The organism is Pararhizobium sp. LjRoot238, assembly GCF_964252955.1.
In the GTDB taxonomy this organism is placed as follows: Bacteria; Pseudomonadota; Alphaproteobacteria; order Rhizobiales; family Rhizobiaceae; genus Pararhizobium.
The window spans coordinates 116,041-141,196 of record NZ_CAXUPP020000006.1 but is presented as its reverse complement, the minus strand read 5'-3'; the positions used below and the strand labels follow the sequence as shown (position 1 = coordinate 141,196).

The 25,156-nt window shown below is 60.8% G+C and carries 22 protein-coding genes and 1 pseudogene; 16 read left to right on the top strand and 7 right to left on the bottom strand.

All coding sequences use genetic code 11. The features are described 5' to 3' along the window. Window positions 1-43: 43 nt before the first annotated feature. From ACSQ3F_RS29160 to ACSQ3F_RS29145, 4 genes are all read right to left on the bottom strand, one after another. A complete protein-coding gene (locus ACSQ3F_RS29160) occupies window positions 44-295 on the bottom strand; it encodes a hypothetical protein (protein ID WP_436103635.1) in 252 nt (83 codons plus the stop codon). Next, window positions 282-764 carry a chemotaxis protein CheW gene (locus ACSQ3F_RS29155; RefSeq protein ID WP_436103634.1) on the bottom strand — a complete coding sequence of 161 codons (483 nt, stop codon included), beginning with the start codon at window positions 762-764 and terminating at the stop codon, window positions 282-284. Before ACSQ3F_RS29155 ends, ACSQ3F_RS29160 begins: the two co-directional genes overlap by 14 nt. Beyond that, window positions 764-2,446: a methyl-accepting chemotaxis protein gene (locus ACSQ3F_RS29150; protein WP_436103633.1), complete on the bottom strand. Its 1,683-nt coding sequence runs from the start codon at window positions 2,444-2,446 to the stop codon at window positions 764-766. Before ACSQ3F_RS29150 ends, ACSQ3F_RS29155 begins: the two co-directional genes overlap by 1 nt. 692 nt (window positions 2,447-3,138) lie before the next feature. Next, window positions 3,139-3,897 (bottom strand): LuxR C-terminal-related transcriptional regulator, encoded by a 759-nt coding sequence (locus ACSQ3F_RS29145; RefSeq protein ID WP_436103632.1) that lies wholly within the window; start codon window positions 3,895-3,897, stop codon window positions 3,139-3,141. Window positions 3,898-4,081: 184 nt separating this feature from the next. On the opposite strand from ACSQ3F_RS29145, the gene ACSQ3F_RS29140 reads away from it, so the two are divergent. Further along, window positions 4,082-4,519 (top strand): hypothetical protein, encoded by a 438-nt coding sequence (locus ACSQ3F_RS29140; protein ID WP_436103666.1) that lies wholly within the window; start codon window positions 4,082-4,084, stop codon window positions 4,517-4,519. A 330-nt stretch (window positions 4,520-4,849) separates the two neighbouring features. Here the strand turns inward: ACSQ3F_RS29140 and ACSQ3F_RS29135 are convergent, their stop codons facing one another. Beyond that, window positions 4,850-5,848 carry an ABC transporter permease gene (locus tag ACSQ3F_RS29135; protein ID WP_436103631.1) on the bottom strand — a complete coding sequence of 333 codons (999 nt, stop codon included), beginning with the start codon at window positions 5,846-5,848 and terminating at the stop codon, window positions 4,850-4,852. 42 nt (window positions 5,849-5,890) lie between these two features. Next, complete coding sequence (locus ACSQ3F_RS29130; protein WP_436103630.1) at window positions 5,891-6,664, bottom strand: ATP-binding cassette domain-containing protein; 774 nt, start codon at window positions 6,662-6,664, stop codon at window positions 5,891-5,893. Between the two features lie 220 nt (window positions 6,665-6,884). Here ACSQ3F_RS29130 and ACSQ3F_RS29125 point away from each other — a divergent pair, with 220 nt between their 5' ends. The 6 genes and pseudogenes from ACSQ3F_RS29125 (at window position 6,885) to eat (ending at window position 13,016) form a co-directional block, all read left to right on the top strand. Then, on the top strand, window positions 6,885-7,865 hold the full coding sequence (locus ACSQ3F_RS29125; RefSeq protein ID WP_436103629.1) for an NAD-dependent epimerase/dehydratase family protein: 981 nt from the start codon (window positions 6,885-6,887) through the stop codon (window positions 7,863-7,865). A 45-nt stretch (window positions 7,866-7,910) separates the two neighbouring features. Further along, on the top strand, window positions 7,911-8,897 hold the full coding sequence (locus ACSQ3F_RS29120; RefSeq protein ID WP_436103628.1) for a sugar-binding protein: 987 nt from the start codon (window positions 7,911-7,913) through the stop codon (window positions 8,895-8,897). 57 nt (window positions 8,898-8,954) lie between these two features. Beyond that, window positions 8,955-9,154: pseudogene (locus ACSQ3F_RS29115) on the top strand (DUF1989 domain-containing protein); the annotation flags it as partial. A gap of 327 nt (window positions 9,155-9,481) precedes the next feature. Continuing rightward, window positions 9,482-10,879 carry an ethanolamine ammonia-lyase subunit EutB gene (locus ACSQ3F_RS29110; protein WP_436103627.1) on the top strand — a complete coding sequence of 466 codons (1,398 nt, stop codon included), beginning with the start codon at window positions 9,482-9,484 and terminating at the stop codon, window positions 10,877-10,879. Continuing rightward, window positions 10,876-11,616 (top strand): ethanolamine ammonia-lyase subunit EutC, encoded by a 741-nt coding sequence (gene eutC, locus ACSQ3F_RS29105; protein WP_436103626.1) that lies wholly within the window; start codon window positions 10,876-10,878, stop codon window positions 11,614-11,616. The genes ACSQ3F_RS29110 and eutC overlap by 4 nt, the downstream gene beginning before the upstream one ends. A 35-nt stretch (window positions 11,617-11,651) precedes the next feature. Beyond that, window positions 11,652-13,016 (top strand): ethanolamine permease, encoded by a 1,365-nt coding sequence (gene eat / locus ACSQ3F_RS29100; protein ID WP_436103625.1) that lies wholly within the window; start codon window positions 11,652-11,654, stop codon window positions 13,014-13,016. Between the two features lie 101 nt (window positions 13,017-13,117). Here eat and ACSQ3F_RS29095 read toward each other — a convergent pair whose 3' ends face one another. Then, complete coding sequence (locus ACSQ3F_RS29095; protein ID WP_436103624.1) at window positions 13,118-14,023, bottom strand: GNAT family N-acetyltransferase; 906 nt, start codon at window positions 14,021-14,023, stop codon at window positions 13,118-13,120. Between the two features lie 252 nt (window positions 14,024-14,275). On the opposite strand from ACSQ3F_RS29095, the gene ACSQ3F_RS29090 reads away from it, so the two are divergent. From ACSQ3F_RS29090 to ACSQ3F_RS29050, 9 genes are all read left to right on the top strand, one after another. After that, window positions 14,276-15,604 carry an NAD(P)/FAD-dependent oxidoreductase gene (locus ACSQ3F_RS29090; RefSeq protein WP_436103623.1) on the top strand — a complete coding sequence of 443 codons (1,329 nt, stop codon included), beginning with the start codon at window positions 14,276-14,278 and terminating at the stop codon, window positions 15,602-15,604. Between the two features lie 10 nt (window positions 15,605-15,614). Then, window positions 15,615-16,739 (top strand): acetylornithine deacetylase, encoded by a 1,125-nt coding sequence (gene argE, locus ACSQ3F_RS29085; protein ID WP_436103665.1) that lies wholly within the window; start codon window positions 15,615-15,617, stop codon window positions 16,737-16,739. Window positions 16,740-16,793: 54 nt separating this feature from the next. Next, the gene (locus tag ACSQ3F_RS29080; protein ID WP_436103622.1) at window positions 16,794-17,717 is read left to right on the top strand and encodes a 2-hydroxyacid dehydrogenase; all 924 of its coding nucleotides are present in this window, start codon (window positions 16,794-16,796) and stop codon (window positions 17,715-17,717) included. 23 nt (window positions 17,718-17,740) lie between these two features. Beyond that, window positions 17,741-18,094 (top strand): cupin domain-containing protein, encoded by a 354-nt coding sequence (locus ACSQ3F_RS29075; protein WP_436103621.1) that lies wholly within the window; start codon window positions 17,741-17,743, stop codon window positions 18,092-18,094. After that, window positions 18,094-18,558, top strand: coding sequence for a GNAT family N-acetyltransferase (locus ACSQ3F_RS29070; protein WP_436103620.1), 465 nt, complete (start codon window positions 18,094-18,096; stop codon window positions 18,556-18,558). The genes ACSQ3F_RS29075 and ACSQ3F_RS29070 overlap by 1 nt, the downstream gene beginning before the upstream one ends. 88 nt (window positions 18,559-18,646) lie before the next feature. After that, window positions 18,647-20,689, top strand: coding sequence for a hydantoinase/oxoprolinase family protein (locus ACSQ3F_RS29065; protein WP_436103619.1), 2,043 nt, complete (start codon window positions 18,647-18,649; stop codon window positions 20,687-20,689). A 1-nt stretch (window position 20,690) separates the two neighbouring features. Beyond that, entirely contained in the window at window positions 20,691-22,658 is a 1,968-nt protein-coding gene (locus ACSQ3F_RS29060; protein ID WP_436103618.1) for a hydantoinase B/oxoprolinase family protein, read from the top strand. 27 nt (window positions 22,659-22,685) lie between these two features. Next, on the top strand, window positions 22,686-23,591 hold the full coding sequence (locus ACSQ3F_RS29055) for a LysR substrate-binding domain-containing protein (protein WP_436103617.1): 906 nt from the start codon (window positions 22,686-22,688) through the stop codon (window positions 23,589-23,591). A gap of 93 nt (window positions 23,592-23,684) precedes the next feature. Further along, window positions 23,685-25,148, top strand: coding sequence for an aldehyde dehydrogenase family protein (locus ACSQ3F_RS29050; RefSeq protein ID WP_436103616.1), 1,464 nt, complete (start codon window positions 23,685-23,687; stop codon window positions 25,146-25,148). Window positions 25,149-25,156 lie beyond the last annotated feature (8 nt).

Genomic DNA, 25,156 nt, shown 5'->3' with positions numbered 1-25,156 from the left:
ACGCAGGAGCCGGTGTTTGCGACACCGGCTCCAAAGCGTTCGGCTATCTCAACGCGCCGCCGCCTGCCACCTCTCTCTGAACAGCTTCAAGTTCCTTGACGATCAGACGAAGTGCGTCGCGCGCCTGCTCCATCCGCCGTTGCTGCTCGTCGGTGTATGCGGTATCGATGGAGTCTGAGCCACTAAGTGCTGTATTGGCGCGATACTTGTTAGCGATGGGAAAGGGAACAATGACCCCCATGCCTGTCCCTTCAGTATCTGCTTGTGCTAAATGTTGCAGGCTATGCGGCTTCATCTGCACCATCCAGGTCGCGGAACATGCGGGAAAGGTTGAGGAAACAGATCATGCCGCTTTCGTGGGTGATAATGCCCTCCGCGACGCTTCTGTCGAAGGACGTGGTGATTTCAGGAACGGGCTGAACTTGGTCGGCACGGATCGTCAAAATATCCGAAACGCGATCAACAACCAGGCCGACGACCGTATTGTGCACTTCTGCAACGACGATTGCACTGCGTTCAGTAGCTTCCGTGCTGCTCATGCCGAGTTTGTAGGCCAGATCAATGATCGGGATCACCGATCCTCTGAGGTTCATGACCCCGATGACGTCCGCCGGTGAATGCGGCACCGGGGTCGAGGGGGCCCACCCGCGAATCTCGCGGATGGTAGTCGTCTTCACGCAGAACTCCTGGTCGCGGATCCGGAAGGCGATAATTTCGAACGTTTCGGTGCCGGCTCCCACGTGTAGATGAACAGGGCTGGGCATCAAAACTCCTCCCACGAGCTCTCAGCCAGAGCGGCATTGCCGTGCGTTGCGTAGGCTTTGGCGAGCTTGCCCCGGAGTTCGCGTGCGGGAGAGCTTTGCGACCGGGATGAACCGTGCATCTGCCGTTGCGGTGCGCGGGACGCGGATGCCTTGCCGATATTGAATTCGCTCAGCATCTGCGCGATCCGGCTGACTTCCTGAACGAGCGCATGGCTGGCGGCGGTGGACTCTTCCACCATGGCGGCATTCTGCTGCGTACCCTGGTCCATGGTGTTGACGGACGTGTTGATCTCCTGAAGCGCTATCGACTGTTCGCGTGCGGCATCGACGATCGCGTTGATGTGCCGGTCGATCTCCTTCACTTCATCGACGATGACCGCCAACGCCTGGCCTGTATCTCCAACAAGGGCTACGCCGCTTTTCACCTGCTCACCGGAATTGTTGATCAGTTCCTTGATCTCCTTTGCCGCCTTGGCGGAGCGCTGGGCAAGCTCGCGCACCTCCTGCGCCACGACAGCAAATCCTTTGCCCGCATCGCCGGCGCGCGCCGCTTCAACGCCAGCGTTCAGCGCCAGGAGGTTCGTTTGGAAGGCGATCTCATCGATTACCCCGATGATGTTGGAGATTTCGCGCGACGAGGTATCGATCGCGCTCATGGCCGCCACCGCCTGCTGGACGATCTGTCCGGATTTCTCCGCGCCCACCCGCGCCTTGCCGACGAGTTGGCCGGCCTCTTCCGCCCGCCTGCTGGAATCCTTGACGGTCGTGGTGATCTGCTCCAGCGCGGCCGCCGTCTCTTCGATTGAAGCGGCCTGTTGTTCGGTGCGCTTGGACAGATCGTCGGCCGCGACGCGGATTTCCTCGGCTCCTGCATGGATCTGCGCGGCGCCGGCATCGATCTGCTGAATGGTCGCGGACAATTGTTCGAGCGCATTGTTGAAGTCGTCGCGCAGCCGGTGATAGGCATCCGGCAGGTCATCATTGATGCGGTAGCTGACATCCTTGTCGACGATGGCCGACATGGCTTTGCCGAAACAGTCGCACACCAGCTTCTGCTCCGCCGCGATCGCTTCGGCCTGCGCCTTCTGCTTGGCAATTTCGGCCTCATCGATGTAGACGGAAATGGCCAGATCCATGTCGAGCATCGCGGCTTTGACCAGGCTGGCGAGCGCCTTGCCGAACTCGGCCGGTTTCATCGTTTTCTTCGAGAACATCCCGCCTTTGGGAAAGATTTCTTTGACCGCGCTATTGATCAGATGGTCGAGAATGATCGCGTAGCCGCCGATGTACCACTGCGGCTCAAGGCCGATGCGCGCGTGAACCGAGCCGATCGTGCGGACCTTGCTGACATAGTCGTCGTTGAAGTTGCCGTCGGAGATATTGACCCAATGGCCCTGCTGGGCGCCCTTGGCGCGAGCGATGTGTTCGTCGGAGGAGAAGAACCGCTTAACCTCCGGGCTCTTGCGAAGCTGGGCATAGAACTTGTCGAGACCATGCGGCAGTTCGCGCTCAACCAGAGCCTTGAGCGAGCGGATACTGGCACGGCCTTCGGCATTAAGCTCCATAAAGTCCAGGCGGCGCTCGATGTTCTGGCTCTTGGAGGGCGCTCCGCTTGAGCTGGGAGAGGCGCCGTGGGTTGAGTGAGCGTAATTGCCAGTATGCGCATGGGAATGGTTCGACATTGCTACCTCTGAGAGACAAGGATTTCGGAAACGAAGCAGCGCTTGAAATACAGCGCACCGAACCCGTCTTCATGGCGGTAAGAGGCACAGACCGCACCCCATCGGATGACCCCAAAATTGGGATCGTGTAGTTTAGAAAGTGTTAATGCTACTATTAAAGTACGACTATTCTGCGCAAATCGGATATTTCGCGCGTAACCGCGCGCTCTGAGATTGTTGTTGATTCAGGCAAGCCACGTTGCGTTGTGGCTGGCTGGAGATTTGGTAAAAATTCCGAGGGAGACTTTACGTCGATCAGCCGACGGCGGATCGCTTCTGCAATGGCCTGAACGCGATTCGAAGTGCCGAGCTTGTTTCGTCGGGGCCTTTAGATAGCATACATGAATGTTTTATATTGGTGACCGCTCGCCTCGAGCGCATTAACGCTTTCAGATGTGCACTGGCTTTTCCGAGTGGAAGCCCGCCGTTCCTTTGCCGGCGGATTTGGCATCGCAGAGTGCCATGTCCGCTTTGCGCAAAAAGGTCGGCGCTCTCGTGGCCGTCGACGGGAGAAACCGCGATGCCAATGCTGACGCCGATCTCGACCACCGCGTCGCTCGAACCAGCCTCTCTTCAGTCTCAGAAAGTCGATCGCAGAGGTGAATACACCGGATATGAAAACCCCGGCTGGACTTGCATGCGACCATGGTAGATCAGTCGATCAGGCGTCTTCCTATCGCTTCGGCGACTGCGTGAACGCGGTTGGATGCCCCCAGTTTCCGGGCTGCCGATTTAAGATAGCTATTGACCGTTTCTAGTGCGTAGTCGGATTCGTCCGCGATCTCTTCGCTGGTCAGACCCCGGCTGGCGAGTTTTAGGCAAAGCAGTTCGCCCTTGGTCAGGCGAAGCTGGCTGGCGGCGAATCTGTCCATGAGCGGCTTGGTGATGGCGGTATGAAGCGGTTCGGCCATTAATGACAGGAACTCGAACTCGCCTTGTGTGAACGGTCGCGCATTTGAGAAACACACCGCGCCGTAAACGGCGTCCCTCCTGCACAGGGGGAACAGTATCCTGTTTCGAATGCCGTGAGCGCGCGACAAATAAAGAAGCCTCTGCGGCGGAGAAACCAGATCGCAGGCTTCTTCCTCGGTAAAGGCCGTTTTCCTGGTCTTTCCTGCGATAATCAATGGATCTTTGGGGCTCATCTTTTCGGCAAAATAGGTTTCCATAAAGAGAGGGGGCATATCCGTGTCGATCGACAGACTGCGGCCGAATTCGTAGCCCTCCAGATCCAGACCGCCAACGGTCACGTATTCAAACGGAACGGCCTTCCGCAACTGCCCGACGAATGTGTTGTCGCGCAATCGCCGGAGGGATGGAACTGATGAAAGGTCGGCGTAATTTGTAAAGACGTCGGTGCGGTCAGCAGAGGCCATCGCGGTCCCTTTTCCCTGAAAGGCCAAACTGCTCATGATTCTGGCGCCGAATGGTTAACAGAATCCTACCCACGGGATGCACGATGTGACTGACGGACAACGTCATCTCGCGGCGGTCCAAATCTTGGGGCAGGCCAATCGTGATTGGACTTATTCCCTCGTAGGAGTCACGCTGCTGAGGCAAGAAAGGCCGGAGCATCATCGTTCAATGGAGGGCGAAATGAAGCACCATGAATTCGATCAACTGCAGAATCTTGCCAGGATCAACCAGGATTACCCTCATCAAGTCATGCCGCGCGACAAGCGTCTGCAACGTTGGGCGGAACTCCTCGAAGCGGATCCGCAGCGGCTCCTCTCGACGCTGCATGAAACCGAATATCAGCCACATGCGGTGCGCGCTGCTTTGCACTGCGACAACTCGGCGATCTCGGTCGCCTTCAACGATCCTGTCCTTCGGGCAGCCGGGCTGAAAAACGACACTTACGGAGAAGCGAAACGGTTTTTCGAACTGTCCGACAGGCAATTGCACAGACTCGTCTGCTACTGCCATTTCGGCGCGACGGTAAGCGCTGAAACGACCGCCCGCTATATCCGGGCAAAGCATGTTGACAGGCGGGAGGGCATTTGGGCCCGTCTGCGCGAGATGTTCGCTGGATGAGGCGGCGAGGTGCCGTTGTCGCCTCATCCGTGAACCCATAATGGAGGCGTCCGAGAAGCAGTCCGGCATCTTCGTGCACGGGAGGCGAACTCTCGACTCACCAAACCGTCGAGTGCGGCGCGAATGCCGTTTACAGGCGACGGGGGTCAGCGCGTTGCCAATCAAGTGCGTTGAAAAACAGGTGCTTTAAAAAACGTCGCAGCAGCGCATCAAATAGTTGTCATGGAATCCCCTGTTGGGTGTTTTGAAAAACAATGGGCATTGTCAGCGTCGCTTGCGATCCACCCTTATGGGATGATGAGAAATGCCAAGGGTTTTGGCGGCCCTCCCCTATTCGCTTTGTCTGAAATTGCGAATCCGATCGAACAGAACGGCAAGCACAATGGCGCCGCCGATAAAGGTGCCTTGCCAGAAGGCGTTGATGCCCAGCAAGCCGAGACTGTTACGGATAACCTCGATCAACGCTGCCCCGATCAATGCGCCGAAGGCGGTGCCGACGCCGCCCGCCAGATTGGCGCCGCCAATAACAGCAGCGGCGATGACCTGGAGTTCCATTCCGGCGCCGATGTTCGTGGTGACAGCGCCGAGCCAGCCGGTTTGAATGATGCCGGCGACCCCCGCCGACAGGGCGGAAATCATGTAAACGGCAACCTTTATCCCTTGCACCGGAACGCCTGTGAGCGTGGCTGCATGCTCATTGCCGCCGATTGCGAAGACGTAGCGGCCAAATCTGGTCCAGCGCAGCACGAAGCCGGTGAGAAGCGCCAGCACGATCATGTAGAGGACCGGGTTTGCGATACCGAAGAACCATGCGCCGCCGCCCAGCGCCAGCAACTTGTCGTGATCCGGCCCGAACTGGAAGACGACGGTATTGTTGGATGCGACCATCGCCAGGCTGCGCGCGATCGAGAGCATGCCGAGTGTGACGACGAAGGGCGGGAAGCGCAGATAGGCGATCAGCACCCCGTTGAACGCCCCGATCACGAGAGCGGTGCCGACCGAGGCGGCGATTCCCACTTCGATGCTGTAGCCGGCGTGCATGACAACCGCCAGCACCATGCTGCACAGGCAAAGCACCGACCCCACCGACAAGTCGATCCCGCCGGTAATGATGACGATCGTCATGCCGAGCGCAATGATCGCAACAAAAGTGACGTTGCGCGTAATGTTGTAAAGGTTCTTCGTCGTCGCGAACGAGTCGGTGGCGAAGGAGAGGAAAATGCAGGCGAGGATGACGGAGAGCAGGACCCAGAACGTCTGACTGCCAAATACCGCCGCAAGCCAGCTCTGCTGCTTCTGTTTGATCGTCTGATCAAGGGTAATTGCCATCGTCGACCTTCATTTCCATCCGATACGGGTAGGCTGCTTTTATCATACCTGTTCGATCGCGCCCGTAATCAGCCCTGTTACTTCCTCGGGCGAACTCGCCGTAATCGGCTTGTCAGCGACCTTTCTGCCGCGCCGCATCACGATGACCCGGTCGGCAACCGCAAAGACGTCCGGCATGCGGTGGCTGATCAGCACCACGGCGATGCCCCGATCACGCAAGTGGCGGATCAGGTTGAGAACTTCCGCCACCTGCCGCACAGAGATGGCCGCCGTCGGCTCATCCATGAGCACGATTTTCGCCTCGGAGAGCATGGTGCGGGCGATCGCGACCGCCTGCCGCTGGCCGCCCGACATCTGCCTGACGAGGTCGCGCGGGCGCGTCTCCGACTTCAATTCCTTAAAAATCTCGCCGGCGCGCCGGTACATTGCCTTATAGTCCAGCACCTTCAAGGGCCCGACACCGCGACGCAACTCGCGCCCGAGAAATACGTTCGCGGCCGCCGTCAGATTATTGCACAGTGCGAGATCCTGGTGAACAATCTCGATGCCATGCTGGCGCGCTTCCACCGGGCGGTGAAGGGCGAGTTCTTGGCCGTCCATGTGCATGGTCCCATGGCTCGGTCGAAAATTGCCTGCGATCATCTTGACCAAGGTAGACTTACCGGCTCCGTTGTCGCCCATGAGGCCGACCACCTGCCCCGCCGCGAGGACAAACGAAACATCATTGACCGCCTGGATGGCGCCGAAATGTTTGGAAATGTTGGTGAGTTCGAGAACTGCCACCAGTCTTCTAGCCTCCCAAGCCCGCAGGCGCATGACCACCTCGGACCGTGCTCGTCTTGCACGCGGAGCCGTCGCGTATCGCTTTCCCGACTTCCTCCCAAGGCAAGCGATACCATGCATTTACGCAAAAGCCCGCGACAGCGTCAATCATTTGTACGATACAGCCATCAACATCTCATTATATTCCATTTGTAGTACAAATACCCGTTGACGAGCGGAGCGCACGGATATTAGCTGTTGCCGGGAGGAGAGCATGCTTACCCTTGTTACCGGTGCTACGGGCAAGGTCGGGCGGCGCTTCATTGCTGGGCTGCTTGACGATCCGCGATTTTCGAATGCGCGCATACGTGCCCTTTGTCATAACCGGTTGTGCGATGAGACCGACCGGGTTGAAGTGATGCGCGGCTCGATCGCCGATCGAGCTGTCGCGACCGCGGCAATTGCCGGCGTTACCCATGTCGTGCATCTCGCCACCTGCAAGGAGACGCCGTCCGACGTCATGGACGTGACGGTCAAGGGCCTCTTCTGGCTGCTCGAGGCGTTTCGCCTAAGCACCACCGCGCGCCAGTTCGTCCTGATCGGCGGCGATGCCGGGATTGGCCATTTTTACTATCGCCATGATGGACCGATTACCGAGGACACGCCGCACAGCGCCTATCCGGGAAGCTACGCCCTGTCGAAAGTTCTGGAAGAGGTGATGCTGCAGCAGTTTGGCATCCAGTACGACCTCAACGGTTGCTGTCTCCGCGCGCCTTGGATCATGGAAAAAGATGACTTCAAATACACACTGTCCTTTGGCGATGACATTTTCGGCGGGCCTGACTGGAAAACGCTCGTTCCGAAAGCCGACGCAAAGCGCTATGCCGCCGGCGGCACGGTGCCGCTGCTGCGCGACGCAGACGGACGCCCGTTGAAGCGCAACTTCGTGCATGTCGATGACCTGGTCAGCGCCATATTGGCCGCGATCGACAATCCGCGCGCGAAACGGCAACTCTTCAACATCTGCATGGATCGTCCTGTCGACTACGGTGAGGTCGCCGGCTACCTCGCCCGCACACGCGGCCTCGATTTCGTCGACATACCGAGCCAGTTCCATTCGAACTGGATGGACAACAGCAAGGCTAAGTACCTGCTGGATTGGCGACCCGTTTACGATCTGGAATTGCTTATCGACTCGGCCTGGACATACGAGCGCTCATCAAATGACCCTCGCATCGTCTGGTATCCGGGTTGATGTATGGCGGGCACGTCGTGTCCGCCTTTATCAAGGGAGGAAGCCATGAGGAAGATACTATTGCTGAGCGTCGCTGTTCTGGCGCTCTGCGCCGGACAGGCTTTGGCCAAAAAGCAGCTTGTCATCGTCGTGAAGGGGCTCGACAACCCGTTCTTCGAGGCAATCAACCAGGGTTGCCAGAAATGGAACAAGGAAAACCCGGACTCGGAATATGAATGCTTCTATACCGGCCCTGCATCGACCTCTGATGAGGCCGGAGAAGCGCAGATCGTCCAGGACATGCTCGGCAAGGCCGACACCGTGGCGATTGCCATCTCGCCGTCCAACGCCAAGCTGATCGCCCAGACGCTGAGGACCGCCAATCCCACGGTTCCGGTGATGACGCTGGATGCGGATCTTGCGGCCGAGGACTCGGCGTTGCGCAAGACTTATCTCGGCACCGACAACTACCTCATGGGCGCGCGCATCGGTGACTACATCAAGAAGGCCAAGCCAAACGGTGGCAAGATCTGCACGATCGAAGGCAATCCGGGCGCCGACAACATCCTGCGCCGCGCCCAAGGCATGCGTGACACGTTGACTGGACAGAAGGGGCTGGCGGAACTGAAGGGCGAAGGCGGTTGGACGGAAGTCGCCGGCTGCCCGGTCTTCACCAATGACGACGGGGCGAAGGGCGTCCAGGCGATGACCGACATCCTTGCCGCCAATCCCGATCTCGACGCCTTCGGCATTATGGGCGGCTGGCCGTTGTTCGGCGCACCACAGCCCTATCGCGATCTGTTCAAGCCGATGGTTGAAAAATTCGCCAGCAACGAGTTCGTCGTTGGCGCGGCCGACACGATCGGCGATGAAGTGGCGATTGCGCGCGAAGGCCTGGTAACAGCACTCGTCGGCCAGCGGCCATTCGAGATGGGCTACAAGGCGCCGTCAGTGATGTTGGACTTGATCGCCGGTAAACCGGTTGAAGATCCGGTGTTCACAGGTCTTGATGAATGCACCAAGGATACAGTCGATACCTGCATTCAGAAGTAATCTGGCCGTTCGGGGCGCTCAGCCCATGGGCGCTCCGAATTGCCATGACGATCTTGTATCTCGGCCGAAGCGCCATGGTCGGGCATCGTGCGCAAAGGCCAGACGATCCAAACAGAGGACAGCTACCGCCAACAGGCGATTGACCGTTCCTCTACCGCGCTGACAATTTTTCCGAGCGCTATTCCAACCGAGACACGATGCGGGAACACACCGCTGCCGATGTCGGCACCGGCACTAGAGTCATGTCCAGCGAAGGTACGCCAAGCTGGCTCGCGCGCCACTTTCGGCCCCGGCCAAATCGGCGGAAAGGCCACCGGAACGCTGAGAACAGGCCATGTGCCGCATCCTGCAACCTCGTATCCGATGAATAGGCCCGTGCCAGGCCGGACGGCGTCTCCGTTGTGGTATCGGGCAAAAACACCTCTTTTGTGCAGTGCATATAAAATGGCACGGAATTTGCGTATTCCCTGTCAGGAGAGCGCGCAGACTTGCATCGGCATGAAAAACGCTGGTCCTCGCGATGAATAGGTGGGACCAGCCTATTTCTTCGGCAAAAACATCGATTGATTGATAGCCAGGAGCAAATGACAGCATATTCGATAGTTCTGGGGCGCGAGCGCCATGTCTTTCAGGATCTGAAATCGGTAATGGCCTGCGCCTCGCCGCTAAAGTCGGGCGATGTGCTCGCGGGGATCGCGGCATCAAGCAATGAACGACGGGTGGCTGCGCGCTACCTGCTGGCGGATATGCCGCTCAAGATGTTTCTGAATGACCTTCTCATACCCTACGAGGTCGACGAGGTCAGCCGGTTGATCATCGACCGCCACGACCTGGTCGCATTTGCGCCGGTTTCGCACATGACGGTCGGTGAGTTTCGCGATTGGCTTCTCTCCTATGAAGCAACGACCGAAAGGCTGGCTGCGCTTGCACCGGGCCTTATCCCGGAAATGGTCGCGGCGGTCTCCAAGATCATGCGCAATCACGACTTGATCACCGTTGCCGGCAAATGCAGCGTGATCACCGCTTTCCGCTCCACCATCGGCCTGCCCGGCAGGCTTTCGAGCCGTCTCCAGCCCAATCATCCGACCGATGATCCGGAAGGCGTGGCCGGCTCGACGCTGGACGGGCTTCTCTACGGTGTCGGCGATGCGGTGATCGGCATCAACCCGGCCACTGACAATCTCGATGCCTGCACCCGGTTGATGGTCCTCTTTGACCGGTTGCGCGAACGGTTCGAGATACCCACCCAATCCTGCGTGTTGACCCATGTCACCACCTCCATCAAAGCAATCGAGGCGGGTGCGCCGCTCGATCTGGTTTTCCAGTCGATTGCCGGCACCGAGGCCGCTAATGCGGGGTTCGGCGTCGATCTCGCCGTTCTCAGGGAAGGCCAGGAGGCCGCGCTTTCGATGAAGCGCGGCACCGTCGGCAACAATGTGATGTATCTGGAAACCGGTCAGGGCAGCGCGCTGTCGGCGGATGCCCATCACGGCGTCGATGAGCAGACGATCGAAGCCCGTGCCTATGCGGTCGCGCGCGAATTCAAGCCGTTGCTCGTCAATACGGTGGTCGGCTTTATCGGGCCGGAATATCTCTATGACGCCAAACAGATTATCAGGGCCGGCCTCGAGGATCATCTTTGCGGCAAGCTTCTCGGCGTGCCGATGGGGGTTGACGTCTGCTACACCAACCATGCCGAAGCCGATCAGGACGACATGGACAATCTGATGGTGCTGCTCACCGTCGCCGGCGTCAATTTCCTGATTGCAGTGCCCGGCGCAGACGACGTCATGCTCAATTACCAGAGCCTGTCCTATCACGATATCGTCGGCCTGCGGCACCAGTTTTCCCGCCCGCCTGCGCCGGAGTTTGAAGCCTGGCTTGAGCGCATGGGCATGCTGGACCGGAAGGGCCGGCTGGCACCCGCCGGATCCACCGGTGCCTTTTCGCGCAACCTTCTGGATTACAAGGCGTCTGCATGACAAAAGCGATTGAACTCGACCCGTTTGCGCGTTTTCGCGATGTTACGAGAGCGCGCATCGGGCTTGGCAGATCCGGTGACGCCATGCCGACCAGGGCGATTCTCGATTTCCAGCTGGCGCATGCTCGGGCGCGGGATGCGGTGCATGGGCAGGTGGATTTTACGGCTCTTGCCGATGAACTCGCCCCCGTACCTAGCATTCGGGTTCGATCGCGCGCCAAAGATCGCACGATCTATCTGGCTCGTCCGGATCTGGGCCGCCAAGCGGATACTGCCGATCTTCCAGAGCCGGGCGAGCGCCATGATATCGCTTTCGTCATTGCCGATGGACTTTCGGCGGCGGCGGTCGAGCGGCACGCGGTCCCACTGTTCAAAGCCTGCATGAAGCGTCTCGGAGGGTTCAGTGTCGCCCCGGTCATACTGGGCGAGCAGGCCCGGGTGGCCTTTGGCGATGAGGCAGCAGCAGCCCTCGGCGCAGAAATCGCCATCGTGCTGATCGGCGAGCGGCCAGGGCTCAGCGTGCCGGACAGCCTTGGCGCTTATATCACGTTCCGTCCGCAAGCAGGGCGGCGCGATAGCGAACGCAACTGCATCTCGAATATCCATGCCGACGGGCTGAGCTACGAGGCCGCCGCGGACAAGATCGTCTGGATTGTCCGGGAGGCACTTCGCCTGCAACTGACTGGCGTCGATCTCAAGGAAAACGCCCAAGGCGCCACAGAAGCGCTGTCCTACTGAAAATCATAATTCCGTTCAAAAAAAGGGGAACAATCATGTCCGAATCCGGACCCACGCTCGCCAAAAGCCTGACCGGGCTGCATCTATGGGGACTAGCCGTCGGCCTCGTCATATCAGGTGAATATTTCGGCTGGAGCTATGGCTGGGCTGCCGCCGGCACCCTCGGCTTCCTGATCACCACGATCCTGATCGCCGTCATGTACACCACCTTCATCTTCTCCTTCACGGAACTGACAACGGCAATTCCGCATGCCGGCGGGCCGTTTGCCTATGCGCTCCGGGCTTTCGGTCCGCTGGGAGGTTTTGTGGCCGGCTTTGCAACGCTGGTGGAATTCGTGTTCGCACCGCCGGCCATCGCGCTTGCCATTGGTGCCTATCTCAATGTGCAATTTCCGGGACTTGACCCGAAAATGGCGGCAGTCGGCGCCTATATCGTCTTCATGGCACTCAATATCGTTGGCGTCACCATCGCTGCGACGTTCGAACTCTTCATCACCATTCTGGCGATTGCCGAACTGCTGATCTTCATGGGCGTCGTCACTCCGGGCTTCTCCTTTGCCAATTTCGCGGCCAATGGCTGGGCCGGTTCATCAGAGTTCTCGATCGGCGCGATCGGTGGGATCTTCGCCGCCATTCCCTTCGCCATCTGGTTTTTCCTGGCAATCGAAGGCGCCGCCATGGCCGCTGAGGAGACCAAGAACCCGACCCGCACCGTGCCGATTGCCTATATTGCGGGCATCCTCACCCTGGTGTTCCTTGCGTTCGGCACGATGATTTTTGCTGGCGGCGTGGGCGACTGGCGCACGCTGTCCAATATCAACGATCCGCTGCCGCAGGCGATGAAGGCGGTCGTAGGCGAATCCTCCGGTTGGCTGCATATGCTGGTCTGGATTGGCCTGTTCGGCCTGATCGCGTCTTTCCATGGCATCATCATGGGCTATTCACGCCAGATTTTTGCACTGGGCCGCGCCGGCTATCTGCCGGAAGTCCTGGCAAAGATCCATCCGAAGTTCCGCACGCCCTATCTCGCAGTTCTTGCCGGCGGCGCTGTCGGCATAGCCGCCATCTTCTCCGACAGCCTCATCCAGATCGGCGGATTGCCGCTGACGGCCAATATTGTCACCATGTCGGTGTTCGGCGCGATCATCATGTACATCGTCTCCATGGCATCGCTGTTCAAGCTTCGCCGTGCCGAACCGGGGCTTGCCCGTCCGTTCAAGGCATGGGGCTATCCAGTTGTGCCAGCCATAGCGCTCGGACTGGCTCTCGTCGCGCTGGCCGCGATGATCTACTACAACTTCCTGATTTTCGTGATCTTCCTCTCCATGGGCGTGGTGGCTTTCGGCATCTGGCGCCTGTTTTCGGGCGGCATCGCGAAGGAAGCTGTCGCCTCAGCCTGACGAGGCTTTCCCGCCTGGCTGCGAATAGGATGGCCGCATCGGAAACGGTGCGGCCGTTTTCATGGGATATGTTGTTGGTGACCCCATGCGGCATCCAGATCTCAGCCCAGGGTTTGGCTCGCCAGCGCGTAAATCCGAGATCGATCCTCTAGGACCGCGCTATCCTCGGGAATCCAGCGCTGCCCTAGCGACATTGTCGTTACAGTGTCGAATACGGGCATGCCGCACCGCGAAAGAAACTCCGCGAAGCTCCCCTCTTTCTGGCGCGTATCAAGACGAAGGAAGCGGCCTGCATGCTCGGCAACAAATGGGCGGGTAACCGCAATCGCGTCCTGATCGTGGTTGGCTACCACCGGCCCAATGACATGCCCCCGGCCGAAAGGTCGGCACAGCGCAAACGCTTTGAGCTTGCCATTGCGAAACAGTCCAAAGCCTTTGGAGTGAGCCAACGATTCAGCAAGAACCGGCAGGCGGTAGGCACCAAAGGCCTTACGATCGAGCTCTCCCAACAACGAAACATCATCGGGATGAACTTCCCGCAGGCCCGCCCCGTCCGGCATTGCAAGCTGCATATCGGGCTCGATGACCTCGCCCTGACACTGGTACACGGGTTTTTCCGCCTCAAAACCCAGTGAAAGATAGAGGCGGTGCGCGGCGCGTGTCGCGCTAAGGCCCAGATTGCAGCCTTTCAGTTCGGTCAAGGCATGTCGCATCAGCCACCGCCCGGTTCCGTTTGCCTGCAGGCGCGGCGATGTGATCATCATTCCGATCGTTGCAAAATTATCCGCATGCGGAAACCACATGACAGACCCCAGAATGCGGCCGATGTCATCCAGAGCCACGACGCCCTTGCCGACGTGGCGCAGAAACTGCCAGTCCTCTGCGCGGTGCGGCCATCCCACCGCCATGGACAATGCATGCAGTCGATCAAGGTCTGCGTCGGCGATGTTGCCAATCTTCATCTGCACGGAATCGACGACCAAGCATTCCGACGCCGCTTTTTCCACCTTCGAACCTCCGGACCGCATTTTGAAATGCAAGCAATCACCCATCCGTACAAAGCGACGGAACCGTTGAGAATAGAAATTTAAGCCGGAGCGGCCGATACAATCCGCTCCAGAAGGCTTGCTGCTCGCAACAATCCACTAAAACCGAGCCGCATTCGGCACGCAATCCGGCGGAGTGTCTCTAAGCTTCAAAGGAGGCCTGTCACGTGACCGTTCGGGGCCTTTTCAAAGCTCAGCGAAGAAGTCCAAGTGATGTCTCCTCCCGTTCGCCGCGTCGCCAGCGCAGACAAGATCCTCAGTGAAGCCGACGTGGTCATACTAGGGGGCGGCATGGCTGGTATTACAACGGCTTGGCAGCTTGCAAAACGCGGCACGTCGGTGGTCGTGGTCGAAAAGGGCGTCGTCGCAGGCGAGCAATCGAGCCGGAACTGGGGCTGGTGCCGGCAGCAGAATCGCGATCCGCGAGAACTCCCGCTTGCCCAACTCGCGATCCGCATCTGGTCAACCTTGAACGAGGAGACCGGCGAAGAAACCGGCTTTCGCCAAAGCGGCCTTGTCTACGCCTCGACAAAGCAATCCGACATCGAGACTTGGGAGAACTGGGGCAAGATCGCCCGTGATTTCGGCATCACTACGCACATGCTGACTGACAGCGAGGCTGCCGCGCGCCTGCCGGGCAACAGCGGGAGATGGCGGGGTGGCGTGTATTCCCCAACCGACGGCAGGGCAGAACCCGAGCTTGCCGTGCCGGCGCTTGCCAAGGCTGCGCAGCGCGCCGGCGCCGTGATTGTCCAGAACTGTGCGGCGCGCGCCTTCGAGACGAGCGGCGGCAAGATCTCCGGCGTGGTCACCGAACAGGGCCTCATCCGCTGCTGCGCCCTCCTAATTGCAGGCGGCGCCTGGAGCGGCATGTTTCTGCGCCATCACGGACACAAATTCCTGCAGGCGTCCGTCAAGTCGACATCCTTCTATACGATGCCTGCCGCCGCCGTGACCGAGGGCGGGGTCGCCATGGAGGACGTGACGCTGCGTCGTCGCCTCGACGGCGGATATACCGTCGGCCTGAGCGGTCGGGGCCAATTGCAGATCAGCCCCTGGGGGCTGATGCAGGCAAAATCCTTCTGGCGGACGTTCCAGACGCGGCGCAAGGGGCTTACCTTCGGTATCGGCCGGCAGTTCCTCGATGGCCCCGAAAGCATTTCGCGCTGGCGAGCCGACAGCATCTCCCCTTTCGAGCGAACCCGCACCCTCGATCCCCGGCCCGATGCGCAGCTGGTGGAAAGGGGCATCCGGCGTCTCACGGAAATCTACCCGGCGCTCGCCGGCATGCGGCCCGCGCAAAGCTGGGGCGGCATGGTGGATTCGACCCCTGACGCCATTCCTGTCATCTCGCCGGTCGCCTCGCAGCCGGGTCTCTACATCGCATCGGGCTTCAGCGGCCATGGCTTCGGCATCGGTCCGGCAGCCGGCCAGCTTGCCGCCGATCTCATCCGCGGCGACAAGCCCTGCGTCGATCCGAAACCCTATCGCTACGAGCGGATGATCGACGGGACCGACCTCGGCAAGCCAGGCATGCTGTGAGGTTCTCATGATGCAAGCCGTCGAGATTCTGGAACGCCTGATCGCCTTTCCCTCCGTCGTCGGACAAGCCAATGGCGCGATCGTCGAGTGGATCCGCGCCTATGTCGAAAGCTGTGGCGCCAGGATCACGATCCTTCCCGGGCCGGAAGGTGACCGTTCGAACCTTTTTGCAACCATCGGCCCGATCGATGTTCCCGGTTATATCCTTTCGGGTCACATGGACGTGGTACCGGCCAACGAACCGGCCTGGTCGTCAGACCCCTTCACGCTGCGGGCAGAGGGTGGGCGCTTCTACGGTCGCGGCACGTCGGACATGAAGGGTTTTCTGGCAGCAGCGCTCGCCGCCTTGCCGGCACTCGCGGCCAGACCTCTCGCCCGCCCAATTCACCTTGCCTTTTCCTATGACGAGGAGGCGGGTTGCCGGGGCGCACCACACCTGATCAAACATCTCCCCGAACTCTGCGCCAGGCCTGAAGGCGCGATCATCGGCGAACCGAGCAGCCTGCGCGCGATCCGCGCGCACAAGGGCAAGGCGGCCGTGCGCATCGAAATCCGTGGCAGCGCGGGCCATTCCTCGCGGCCCGACCAAGGTTTGAACGCCATTCACGCCATGGCGGGCGTGCTGATGGAAGCCGTGGCAAGCGCCGAACGGCTGGCCCACGGCCCCTTCGACGCCGCTTTCGAGCCCCGGTATTCCTCCCTCCAGGTCGGCACGATCAAGGGCGGCCAGGCAGTTAACATCATTCCGGATTTGTGCATCGCCGAACTTGAGGCGCGCGCGATTTCCGGCGTTTCTCCGTCCGGACTGCTGGCGTCGGTCAAGGCAAAGGCCGAGAGCCTACGGTCCCATGGGCTCGAGGTAAACTGGGAACTCATGAGTGACTATCCCGCATTGTCTCTGGCAGCGGATGCACCGCTCGCGCACCTGCTTGAGGAACTGACGGGCCATGCGCCCCTCGCCGCCGTAAGCTACGGCACTGAAGCCGGTCTTTATCAGGCTGCCGGGATAGACGCGATCATCTGTGGGCCTGGCGACATTGCGCGCGCACACCGGCCTGACGAGTTCATCTTCTTCGACGAATTGATGGCCTGCCAGTCCATGATCGAAGCTTTGGGCGACAGGCTCTCGGCTTGAGTGAAGGCGAACGCGCATGCGTACGACGATTGCAGTTATAACAGGGGCGTATCGATGACGTTGCTCTTCAACTCCGACGCCGAACGCGGCCGCATCTTCCGGGAGGCCTTCGCCGACGAGCTTCCGGACTTGGCCTTTTCCACGGATGCAGCGGCGATCGATCCGCAGGACGTGCGCTACCTTGTCACCTGGACGGCTCCCGACGACCTCGGCCGGTATTCCAATCTGGAGATCGTCTTCTCGATCGGCGCGGGCGTGGACCAGTTCAGGATCGACAGCCTGCCGGAAACGGTCAAGCTGGTGCGCATGGTCGAGGACGGCATCATCCGCATGATGTGCGAATATGTGACGTTGGCCGTGCTTGCACTTCACCGCAACCTGCCCGCCTATTTCGATCAGCAGAGGAAACACGAATGGTGCGGCATTCCGCAGAAGCAGGCGGCAGCCCGCAACGTCGGCGTTCTCGGGCTGGGCATGCTCGGCAGCAGTGTCCTCGAGCGTCTCAAACCCTTCGGCTTTGGTTTGTCCGGCTGGAGCCGCAGCCCGCGCGAGATTGATGGCATAAATTGTTACAGCAGTCAGGACGGCCTGAAACGCTTCCTGGAAAACGTCGACATTCTGGTCTGCCTCCTTCCGCTGACGGAGGAAACGCGCGGCTTCCTGAACTCGGACCTGTTCGCCGCGCTGCCGGTTGGCGCTGGTCTTATTCACACCGGCCGTGGCCCTCAACTCGACCATGAAGCGCTGCTCGACGCACTCGACCGCGATCATCTATCCGGCGCGGTCATCGACGTGACCGACCCTGAACCACTGCCGCCCGAGCATGCATTCTGGTCGCATCCCAAGATCATTCTGACCCCGCATGTTGCGAGCGTCACCCAGGCAGACACGGCGGCGCGCGCCGTCATCGACAACATCAAGCGCCACCGCGCAGGCCTGCCTCCGATCGGCCTTGTCGACCGGGCGCGCGGCTACTGACATTCAACCAGGAAAGGCACAGCATGTCCCTGCTCAAGACCATCGATATCAATCCCTCCGCAACCCCGCGGGAATCGAAGCCCCTGCCCGAACGCCTCATTGCCGGGGATCCGTCCTTCAAGACCTGGGTGCAGGATGTGGCGCGCGGTGAGATGATCCATACCGGCGTATGGGAAGCGACCCCCGGCGAGACCCGCTCCATCAAGGGCGAAACCTTCGAGTTCTGCCATATCCTCTCCGGCGTGGTGGAGATCACCCCCGATGGCGGGGAGCCGGTCGCCTACAAGGCCGGCGACAGCTTCGTGATGAAGCCCGGCTTTATCGGCGTGTGGAAAACCATCGAGACCGTTCGCAAGATCTACGTGACCGTGATGTGATGCTGAAGCCGCGCGACCCAGCCGTTTTCGAGGCACGCTACAGAGGCTACACGCTGAGCACCGACCGCAGCCGGATCGATCCGGCTGCGGTCTATCGCTTCCTCGCAAGCGAATCCTACTGGGCGCGCAACCTGACCTTGTCGCAACTCGAACGAGCCCTCGATGGCTCGCTTGTGATCGGCGTTTACGCCCCGGACGGCTCGCTCGCCGCCTTCGGTCGACTGGTGACGGATTATGCCGTCTTCGCCTACCTGCGCGATGTTTTCACTCTGCCTGCCCATCGCGGCCAGGGGCTTGCTTCCTGGCTTGCCGCCGAGATTCGCAACCACCCCGAACTGAAGGACGTGTCAAGTTGGATGCTCGCCACCAAGGACGCGCACGCGGTCTATGAACGCGCAGGCTACAGGCGGGCACCCCATCCCGAATATTACATGACCGTGCCGAAACCCGACGGCGAGGCATAACTTCTGGTTATGGATTTCCAACAAGAATTCGGTGGGCCGGACTGGCTGCCCGTGCAAGCATTTGTCTTGCAAGACAGGAGATGCAGCCATGGGTTATCGGATCGGGGTGGATGTCGGCGGGTCCTTCACGGACTTCGCCGTGCTGGACGAAAGAGCGGGAAAGCTCACGACGCTGAAGGTTTTTTCGCGCCCGGACGCACCCGGCGAAGAGATCATCGCCGCCCTCGACACGCTGCGCGTCCGCGACGACATCGACCCTGCCGAAGTCTCCTACTTCACCCATGGCACGACGGTTGGCGTCAACACCGTCATCCAGCGAAACGGCCACGATATCGCACTTTTCACCACCCGGAACTTCGAGGACGTGCTGCAAATCGCACGGCTCAAGATCCCCGAGATCCACAATCTCTATTCGGTACGACCCGAGCCGCTCATCAGTCGCGACCGCGTTTTCGGCATTTCAGAACGGATGCTGGCGACCGGCGAGGTACTCACGCCTCCGAGCGAAGCGGACGTAGGCCAAGCCGTCGCCGCGGCTTTGGAGGCAGGCTGCAAGGGCGTCGTCATTTCTTTCCTGCATTCCTACCGCAATCCCGAGAACGAGGCTGCCGTGAAGGCGATGATCGAGCGCATGGCGCCCGGCCTGCCGGTCGTGTCCTCGGCAGAGACCTGGCCGATCATCCGCGAATATGAGCGCACGATTACGGCCGTGATCAGCGGATATGTGCAGCCGCGCGTCGCCCATTATCTCGACCGTTTCGAGACCGTGCTGCGGGACAAGGGCGTCGCCTGCCCGCTGCTGATCACCAAGACCAATGGCGGCGTGATGGGGATCGACCAGGCGCGGGCGGAATGCGTCCAGATGATACTCTCAGGGACTGCATCGGGCGTGATCGGCGCCGGATATCTGGCGCAACAAAGCGGCTTCGACCGCATCATGAGCCTCGACATTGGCGGAACCAGCGCCGATGTCGCCGTCATTATCGACGGAACCGCGCAATATGGCGTTGGCGAACTGATCGGAGATTTTCAGATCCATGTCCCTTCCGTCTCGGTCAGTTCGGTCGGCCAGGGCGGCGGCTCGATCGCACGCGTGGATGCTCTGGGACTGCTTCACGTCGGCCCGGAAAGTGCCGGCTCCACGCCGGGGCCGGCCTGTTATGGACGCGGGGGCACGAAACCCACCATCACCGATGCCATGGCGGCTTCCAACCTGATCGGCCATATGCCGCTCGGTTATGGCGCGGTGACGGTCGATCATATGGCCGCCAGGGCCGCCATCGCGCCATTGGCGGAGAGGCTGGCAGTCAGCATCGAGGCCGTCGCAGGCAGCATCATCGATATTTCCGTCTCCGGCATGTATGCGGAGGTGAGCGCGCTCGTCTCCCGCTATGCGATCGATCCACGCGAGTTCCATCTTTTCGCCTTCGGCGGCGCGGGCGCCATGCTCGCCTGTTTCCTCGCCCGCGATCTCGACATGAAGGGCGTCGTGGTGCCGCCAACCCCCGGCGTCGTGTCGGCTTTGGGCGGCCTGATCGCCGACCTGAAGAATGATTTCATCCGCACCACCTATTGCGAGGTTAACGCACACGCGATCGCTGCCCTTGTCCCCATGCTCGACGGATTGGAACAGTTGGCGCGAAGCTGGCTCAAAAGCCAGGGATATCCGGACGCGGGAGAGATCCGGCTCTCCGCGGACATGCGCTATCTCGGCCAGTCCTACGAGATCGAAACGCCGCTCGACGACGCCTGGTTGTGCGACGCAGATGCTGCGGCAATCGCCGGCGCCTTCCACCGGGAGCACGCCCGCCTCTACGGACATGCCGACGAGAAGGCCACGGTGCAGATAGTTAACCTCCGGCTGGTGATTTCCGGAGCTACGCCCAAGCCGGCGCTAAACGAGATCGAGCCTGCGACCGCCCCCGCCGAGCCGCGCTTTTATGTCGAGGCATGGTTTGGCGGACGGACATGGCGCACTGGCGTCTATCACCGCCGCGATCTTGGCGCCAACCATGAAATCCATGGTCCTGCGATCATCACCCAGGACGACACAACCACCGTCGTACCGCCCGGGTTCGACCTCACCGTCGATCGTTTCGGCAATCTCGTCATCATCAAGTCGGAGTTCTGACATGGCCATCGATCGTCGCAATCTGAAGGTTCTGGCCAACTTCTGTTCGGCCGCGGCCGATGCCATGGCCTTTACGCTGATGCGCACGGCGCACTCCGCCTTCGTCAAGGAAACGGAGGATTTTTCCTGTCAGGTAGTGACGCGCGAAGGACTTGCCTTCGCCAACCCGCGCCAGTTCGGCGCCCCCTGGTATAGCGGCATCGACTATGCGCCGCTTCTTGAGATGTTCGATGACTATGCAGACGGCGACATCTGCATCACGAACGACCCCTATAGCGGCTTCGTTGCCACCCATTCGCCGGACATCCACATCTGGAAGCCGGTCTTTTATCAGGGCAAGATCACCTGCTTCGTCGTCGGTCACATCCACAATACCGATGTCGGCGGCGCCGTTCCAGCCTCCCTGTCCCGATCGCTGAGCGAAATCGAGCAGGAGGGCTTGCGCATCCCGCCCGTGAAGCTCGTCGAGCGGGGTGAACTGAAACCCTTCATCCTTGATATGATCAGGGCGAACGTCCGCTTGCCGGACCAGAATCTCGGCGACCTCCATGCCCAGATTGCCTCGGTCAATGTGGGCGAACGCAAGATGCAGGAGATCGTCCGCCGCTTCGGCTTCACGCCCTTCATCGACGGCGTCAACCAGATCCTCGACTATGCCGAGGCGCAGGCCCGGCAAATCCTTGGCAGAGTCCCCGATGGAGACTACTTCTTCGCCGATTATGCCGATGAAGACTCGATCGGCGGCAGGCCCTGCAGGATTGCGCTAACCTTGAAGATCCGTGGCGATGACGTTGTATTGGACTATACCGGCAGCGATCCGCAGCTCGGCTCCTCCTTGAACATGCCGACCGGCGGGAGAGAACGCCATCCACTGGTGATGGTCGGCCTCACCTACGTGCTCTACACGCTGGACAACAGCCTGCTGCTCAATGCCGGCACGTTGCGACCGGCCCGCGCCATCCTGCCGGAGGGCTCCGTGGTCAATTGCGACCGCCCGGCCGCAGTCGGCATGCGTTCGCTCACCTGCGCCATGACCCAGATCGTCACCGTCGGCGCCTTCGCTCAGGCGTTGCCCGACCTCATGCCCGCCGCCTCGCCCGGCGGCAACGCGATCATGAACATCAAGACGAGCGGGCGCAACGGCCGCCCGGTCATGGCCTCGATCGGCCCTGTGGGCGGCGGCGGTGGCGGGAGCCCGTTTGGCGACGGCAGCGATGGCGCCGGCGGGGCAACCGGCTTCCTTCGCAACACGCCGATCGAGATCAGCGAGGCGGACGTACCGATCCGCTTCCTGCGCTACGGTCTGGAGCCGGATACCGGCGCGCCGGGATATCATCGCGGCGGCCTGTCCGCCATCATGGAATTTGAGGTTTCGGCACCTGAAACGGTGATCACTGCCCGCAACCGCAACCGCTCGATCATGCCCTCCTGGGGCGTCAAGGGCGCGCATGCCGGCGTCATTTCACGCTTCACTCGCAATCCGGGCCGTCCGGAGGAAACCGAGCTTGGCAATACCGATGTCGTTCCCTGCGGGCCGGGCGACATCATCCGCGTGATTGGACCGGGCGCCGGCGGTTACGGCGATCCCTTCACCCGTCCTGTCGAGGCGGTGCTGCGCGATGTCAGGCGCGGTGCGGTGACCCCAGAAAGTGCCGCGCGCGACTATGGCGTTGTCGTGACCGGCAGCGAGATCGACGAAGAGCGGACGGCTGTTCTAAGAAGCCGCCCCAGTGCCGGCCCTGCAGGCGCCATAACCCATGGAGTGGAACGGCAGGTCTTCGAGACCATCTGGACCAGCGAGCGCTACGATCTCCTGACGACCTTCCTTGTTTCTGCCCCGGTCCGCTGGCGATACTTTCTCAAGCATCGTGTCTTTGACGCGGTGGAAAGCCTCCGATCCGACATGCGACCCGCCGCGGAGCAGATGGCCGAGATTTTCGCAGACATGCGAATGCGCTACGGTCTCTGAGCAAACGGCAAAGAGAAAACACTATCCATGAACGCACGGCAATTGGAGATCTTCAGGGCGATCATGCGCGAGGGCACGATCACGGCTGCCGCCAATACGCTGGCCGTCTCCCAGCCGGCCATCAGCAAGGTACTGCTTCACCTCGAAAGCCAGCTGGGTTACGCGCTGTTCGATCGCATCGGGGGAAGGCTGGTGCCCACGATGGAGGCCCATCTTCTCTATGCCGATGTCGACCGCGTCTTCCGGCAGATGGAGGCATTGAAATCGCTGGCGCGCGATGTGGGGGCGAACAAGATCGGTCTTTTGCGCATTGGCGTCACCCTGTCGCTTGCCTATTCGGTGCTTCCATCTGTGCTCGCTGCCTTCCGCATCCGTCATCCGGAAGTGAAGATCCATCTTCATACGCTGCCGAAGCGTGAAATTGCAGAAGCGCTGCAACTCGGAGATATCGATCTCGCCGTCACGCTTTCGCCCATCCTGGCGCCGACGGTGCGGGTGGAAACGCTGAGCGAGGTTCCGGTCGTCGCAATTTTGCCCAAGGACGATGCGCTTGCTGCCGAGAGCTTCATCACGCCTGCGCTGCTGGATGGCCGTTCGCTGATTTCCTACAGTTCGCATGCGGAAATCGGCGCAGCCCTCGACGGCGTCTTCGCAGCGGCGGGCCGGACACGCGATGTTGCCATTCAGATCGCTTCTTCTGTCGGCGCACTGCCGTTGGTGCGCGAAGGTGTCGGCATCGCGCTTGTCGACGGCCTTTCGATTTGGCACAGCTTCGAAGGCATCATCGCACGTCCCTTCCTGCCAAAGGTGACAACCAACGTTTCCCTTTCGGTCAACGAAGCGCGTCCGGAATCCCGTTTCTTGGAGCCGTTCGTCGCGTGCCTGCGCCGGGCTTTTTCCGCCGCCAAAGATTCGACTGGCGACGGCCAGTAAAACAGGATTTTCGTCCGTCCGGTCCGATGCGGTCGACGCATGCTGCGGGTTCTTGAGCGCTAACCTTGCGCAAACGCATAGCAAGGACCCGTCATGACCCTCAGCTTCGACCCAGATACGCTATTGCTGCCGAAGGGGCATTTCATCGGCGGCAGGCTGATCGAGGCACGAGGCGAGCTGCCGACCCACCGCCCCTCCGACGCAAAGGCATACTGGGATTGCCCGGTTGCTGATGCGGATATCGTCGACCAGGCTGTCGAGACGGCGCGCAAGGCCCTGAAGGAGAGCGGCTGGGCGGACCTGCGGCCACGCGAACGCACCAAGGCGATGCAGCGCTGGGCCGATCTGATCGAAGAAGAGGCCATCCCGCTTGCTAAAATGGAAGCCGTCGGTTCGACCCGCCCCGTGGGACACCTGATCGCCGGCGACATTGCCGTGACCGCCGAACAGATCCGCTTCTTCGCCGAATTCGCAGACAAGGAAGGCAGCGATCTCGTCCCGACCGACGGCAACAGTCTCGGCATGATCATGACCGAGCCCTATGGGGTCGTCGGCGCGATCACGCCCTGGAATTTCCCGTTGTCGATGGCCGGGTGGAAGCTCGGCCCCGCACTCGCCGCCGGCAATGCGGTCGTGCTGAAACCCTCCGAGATGACGCCTTTCTCGACGCTCTATCTTGCCGAGCTTGCGGTGCGCGCCGGCTTGCCGGCGGGCCTCATCAACATCGTTCTGGGCGACGGCGCGACCACGGGGAACGCGATCACCGGACATCCGGACATTGCCAAGGTAAGCTTTACAGGTTCGACGGGCGCCGGTTCGGCCATCATGGCCAACATCGCCCGGACTGGCGTAAAGCCGATGACGCTTGAACTCGGCGGCAAGAGCCCACAGCTCGTTTTTGCCGACGCCGATCTTGATCTGGCAGCGGGAGCCATCGCCACAAGCCTCCTTTCCAATGCCGGACAAGCCTGCGTGGCTGGATCGCGCCTCATCGTCGAGGCGAAGGTGGCGGATGCACTGGCTGAGGCCATCATCACCAGGCTGGCGGCCGTCCGCCCAGGCCCCACCTGGGACGAGACCACTGATTATCCGCCGATCATTTCCGAGCGGCAGATCGGCCGCATGGACAGCATCGTCCGCGCCACGATCGATGGCGGCGCCGAATGCCTGACGGGTGGCAAGCGCCTCGACGGTGAAGGCTACTTCTACGCGCCGACGCTGATCTCCGGCGTGACGGCAACGTCGCCTGCCGTACAGCAAGAGATCTTCGGACCGGTGCTGACCATCCAGACGTTCGAGGACGAGGAAGAAGCGCTGTCGCTGGCCGACCACCCGACCTACGGGCTCGCCGCCGGCCTCTTCACCCGCGACCTCTCGCGCGCCATCCGCGTGACACGGCGCCTGCAGGCCGGCACGGTCTGGGTCAATCGCTACGGCCGTTCGCGGGATCATATCCTGCCGACCGGCGGCTACAAGCAATCCGGCATCGGCAAGGATCTCGGACGCGAAGCCTATCTCGCCAACCGCAAGAGCAAGAGCGTGCTCATCAGCCTCTGAGGACCGAC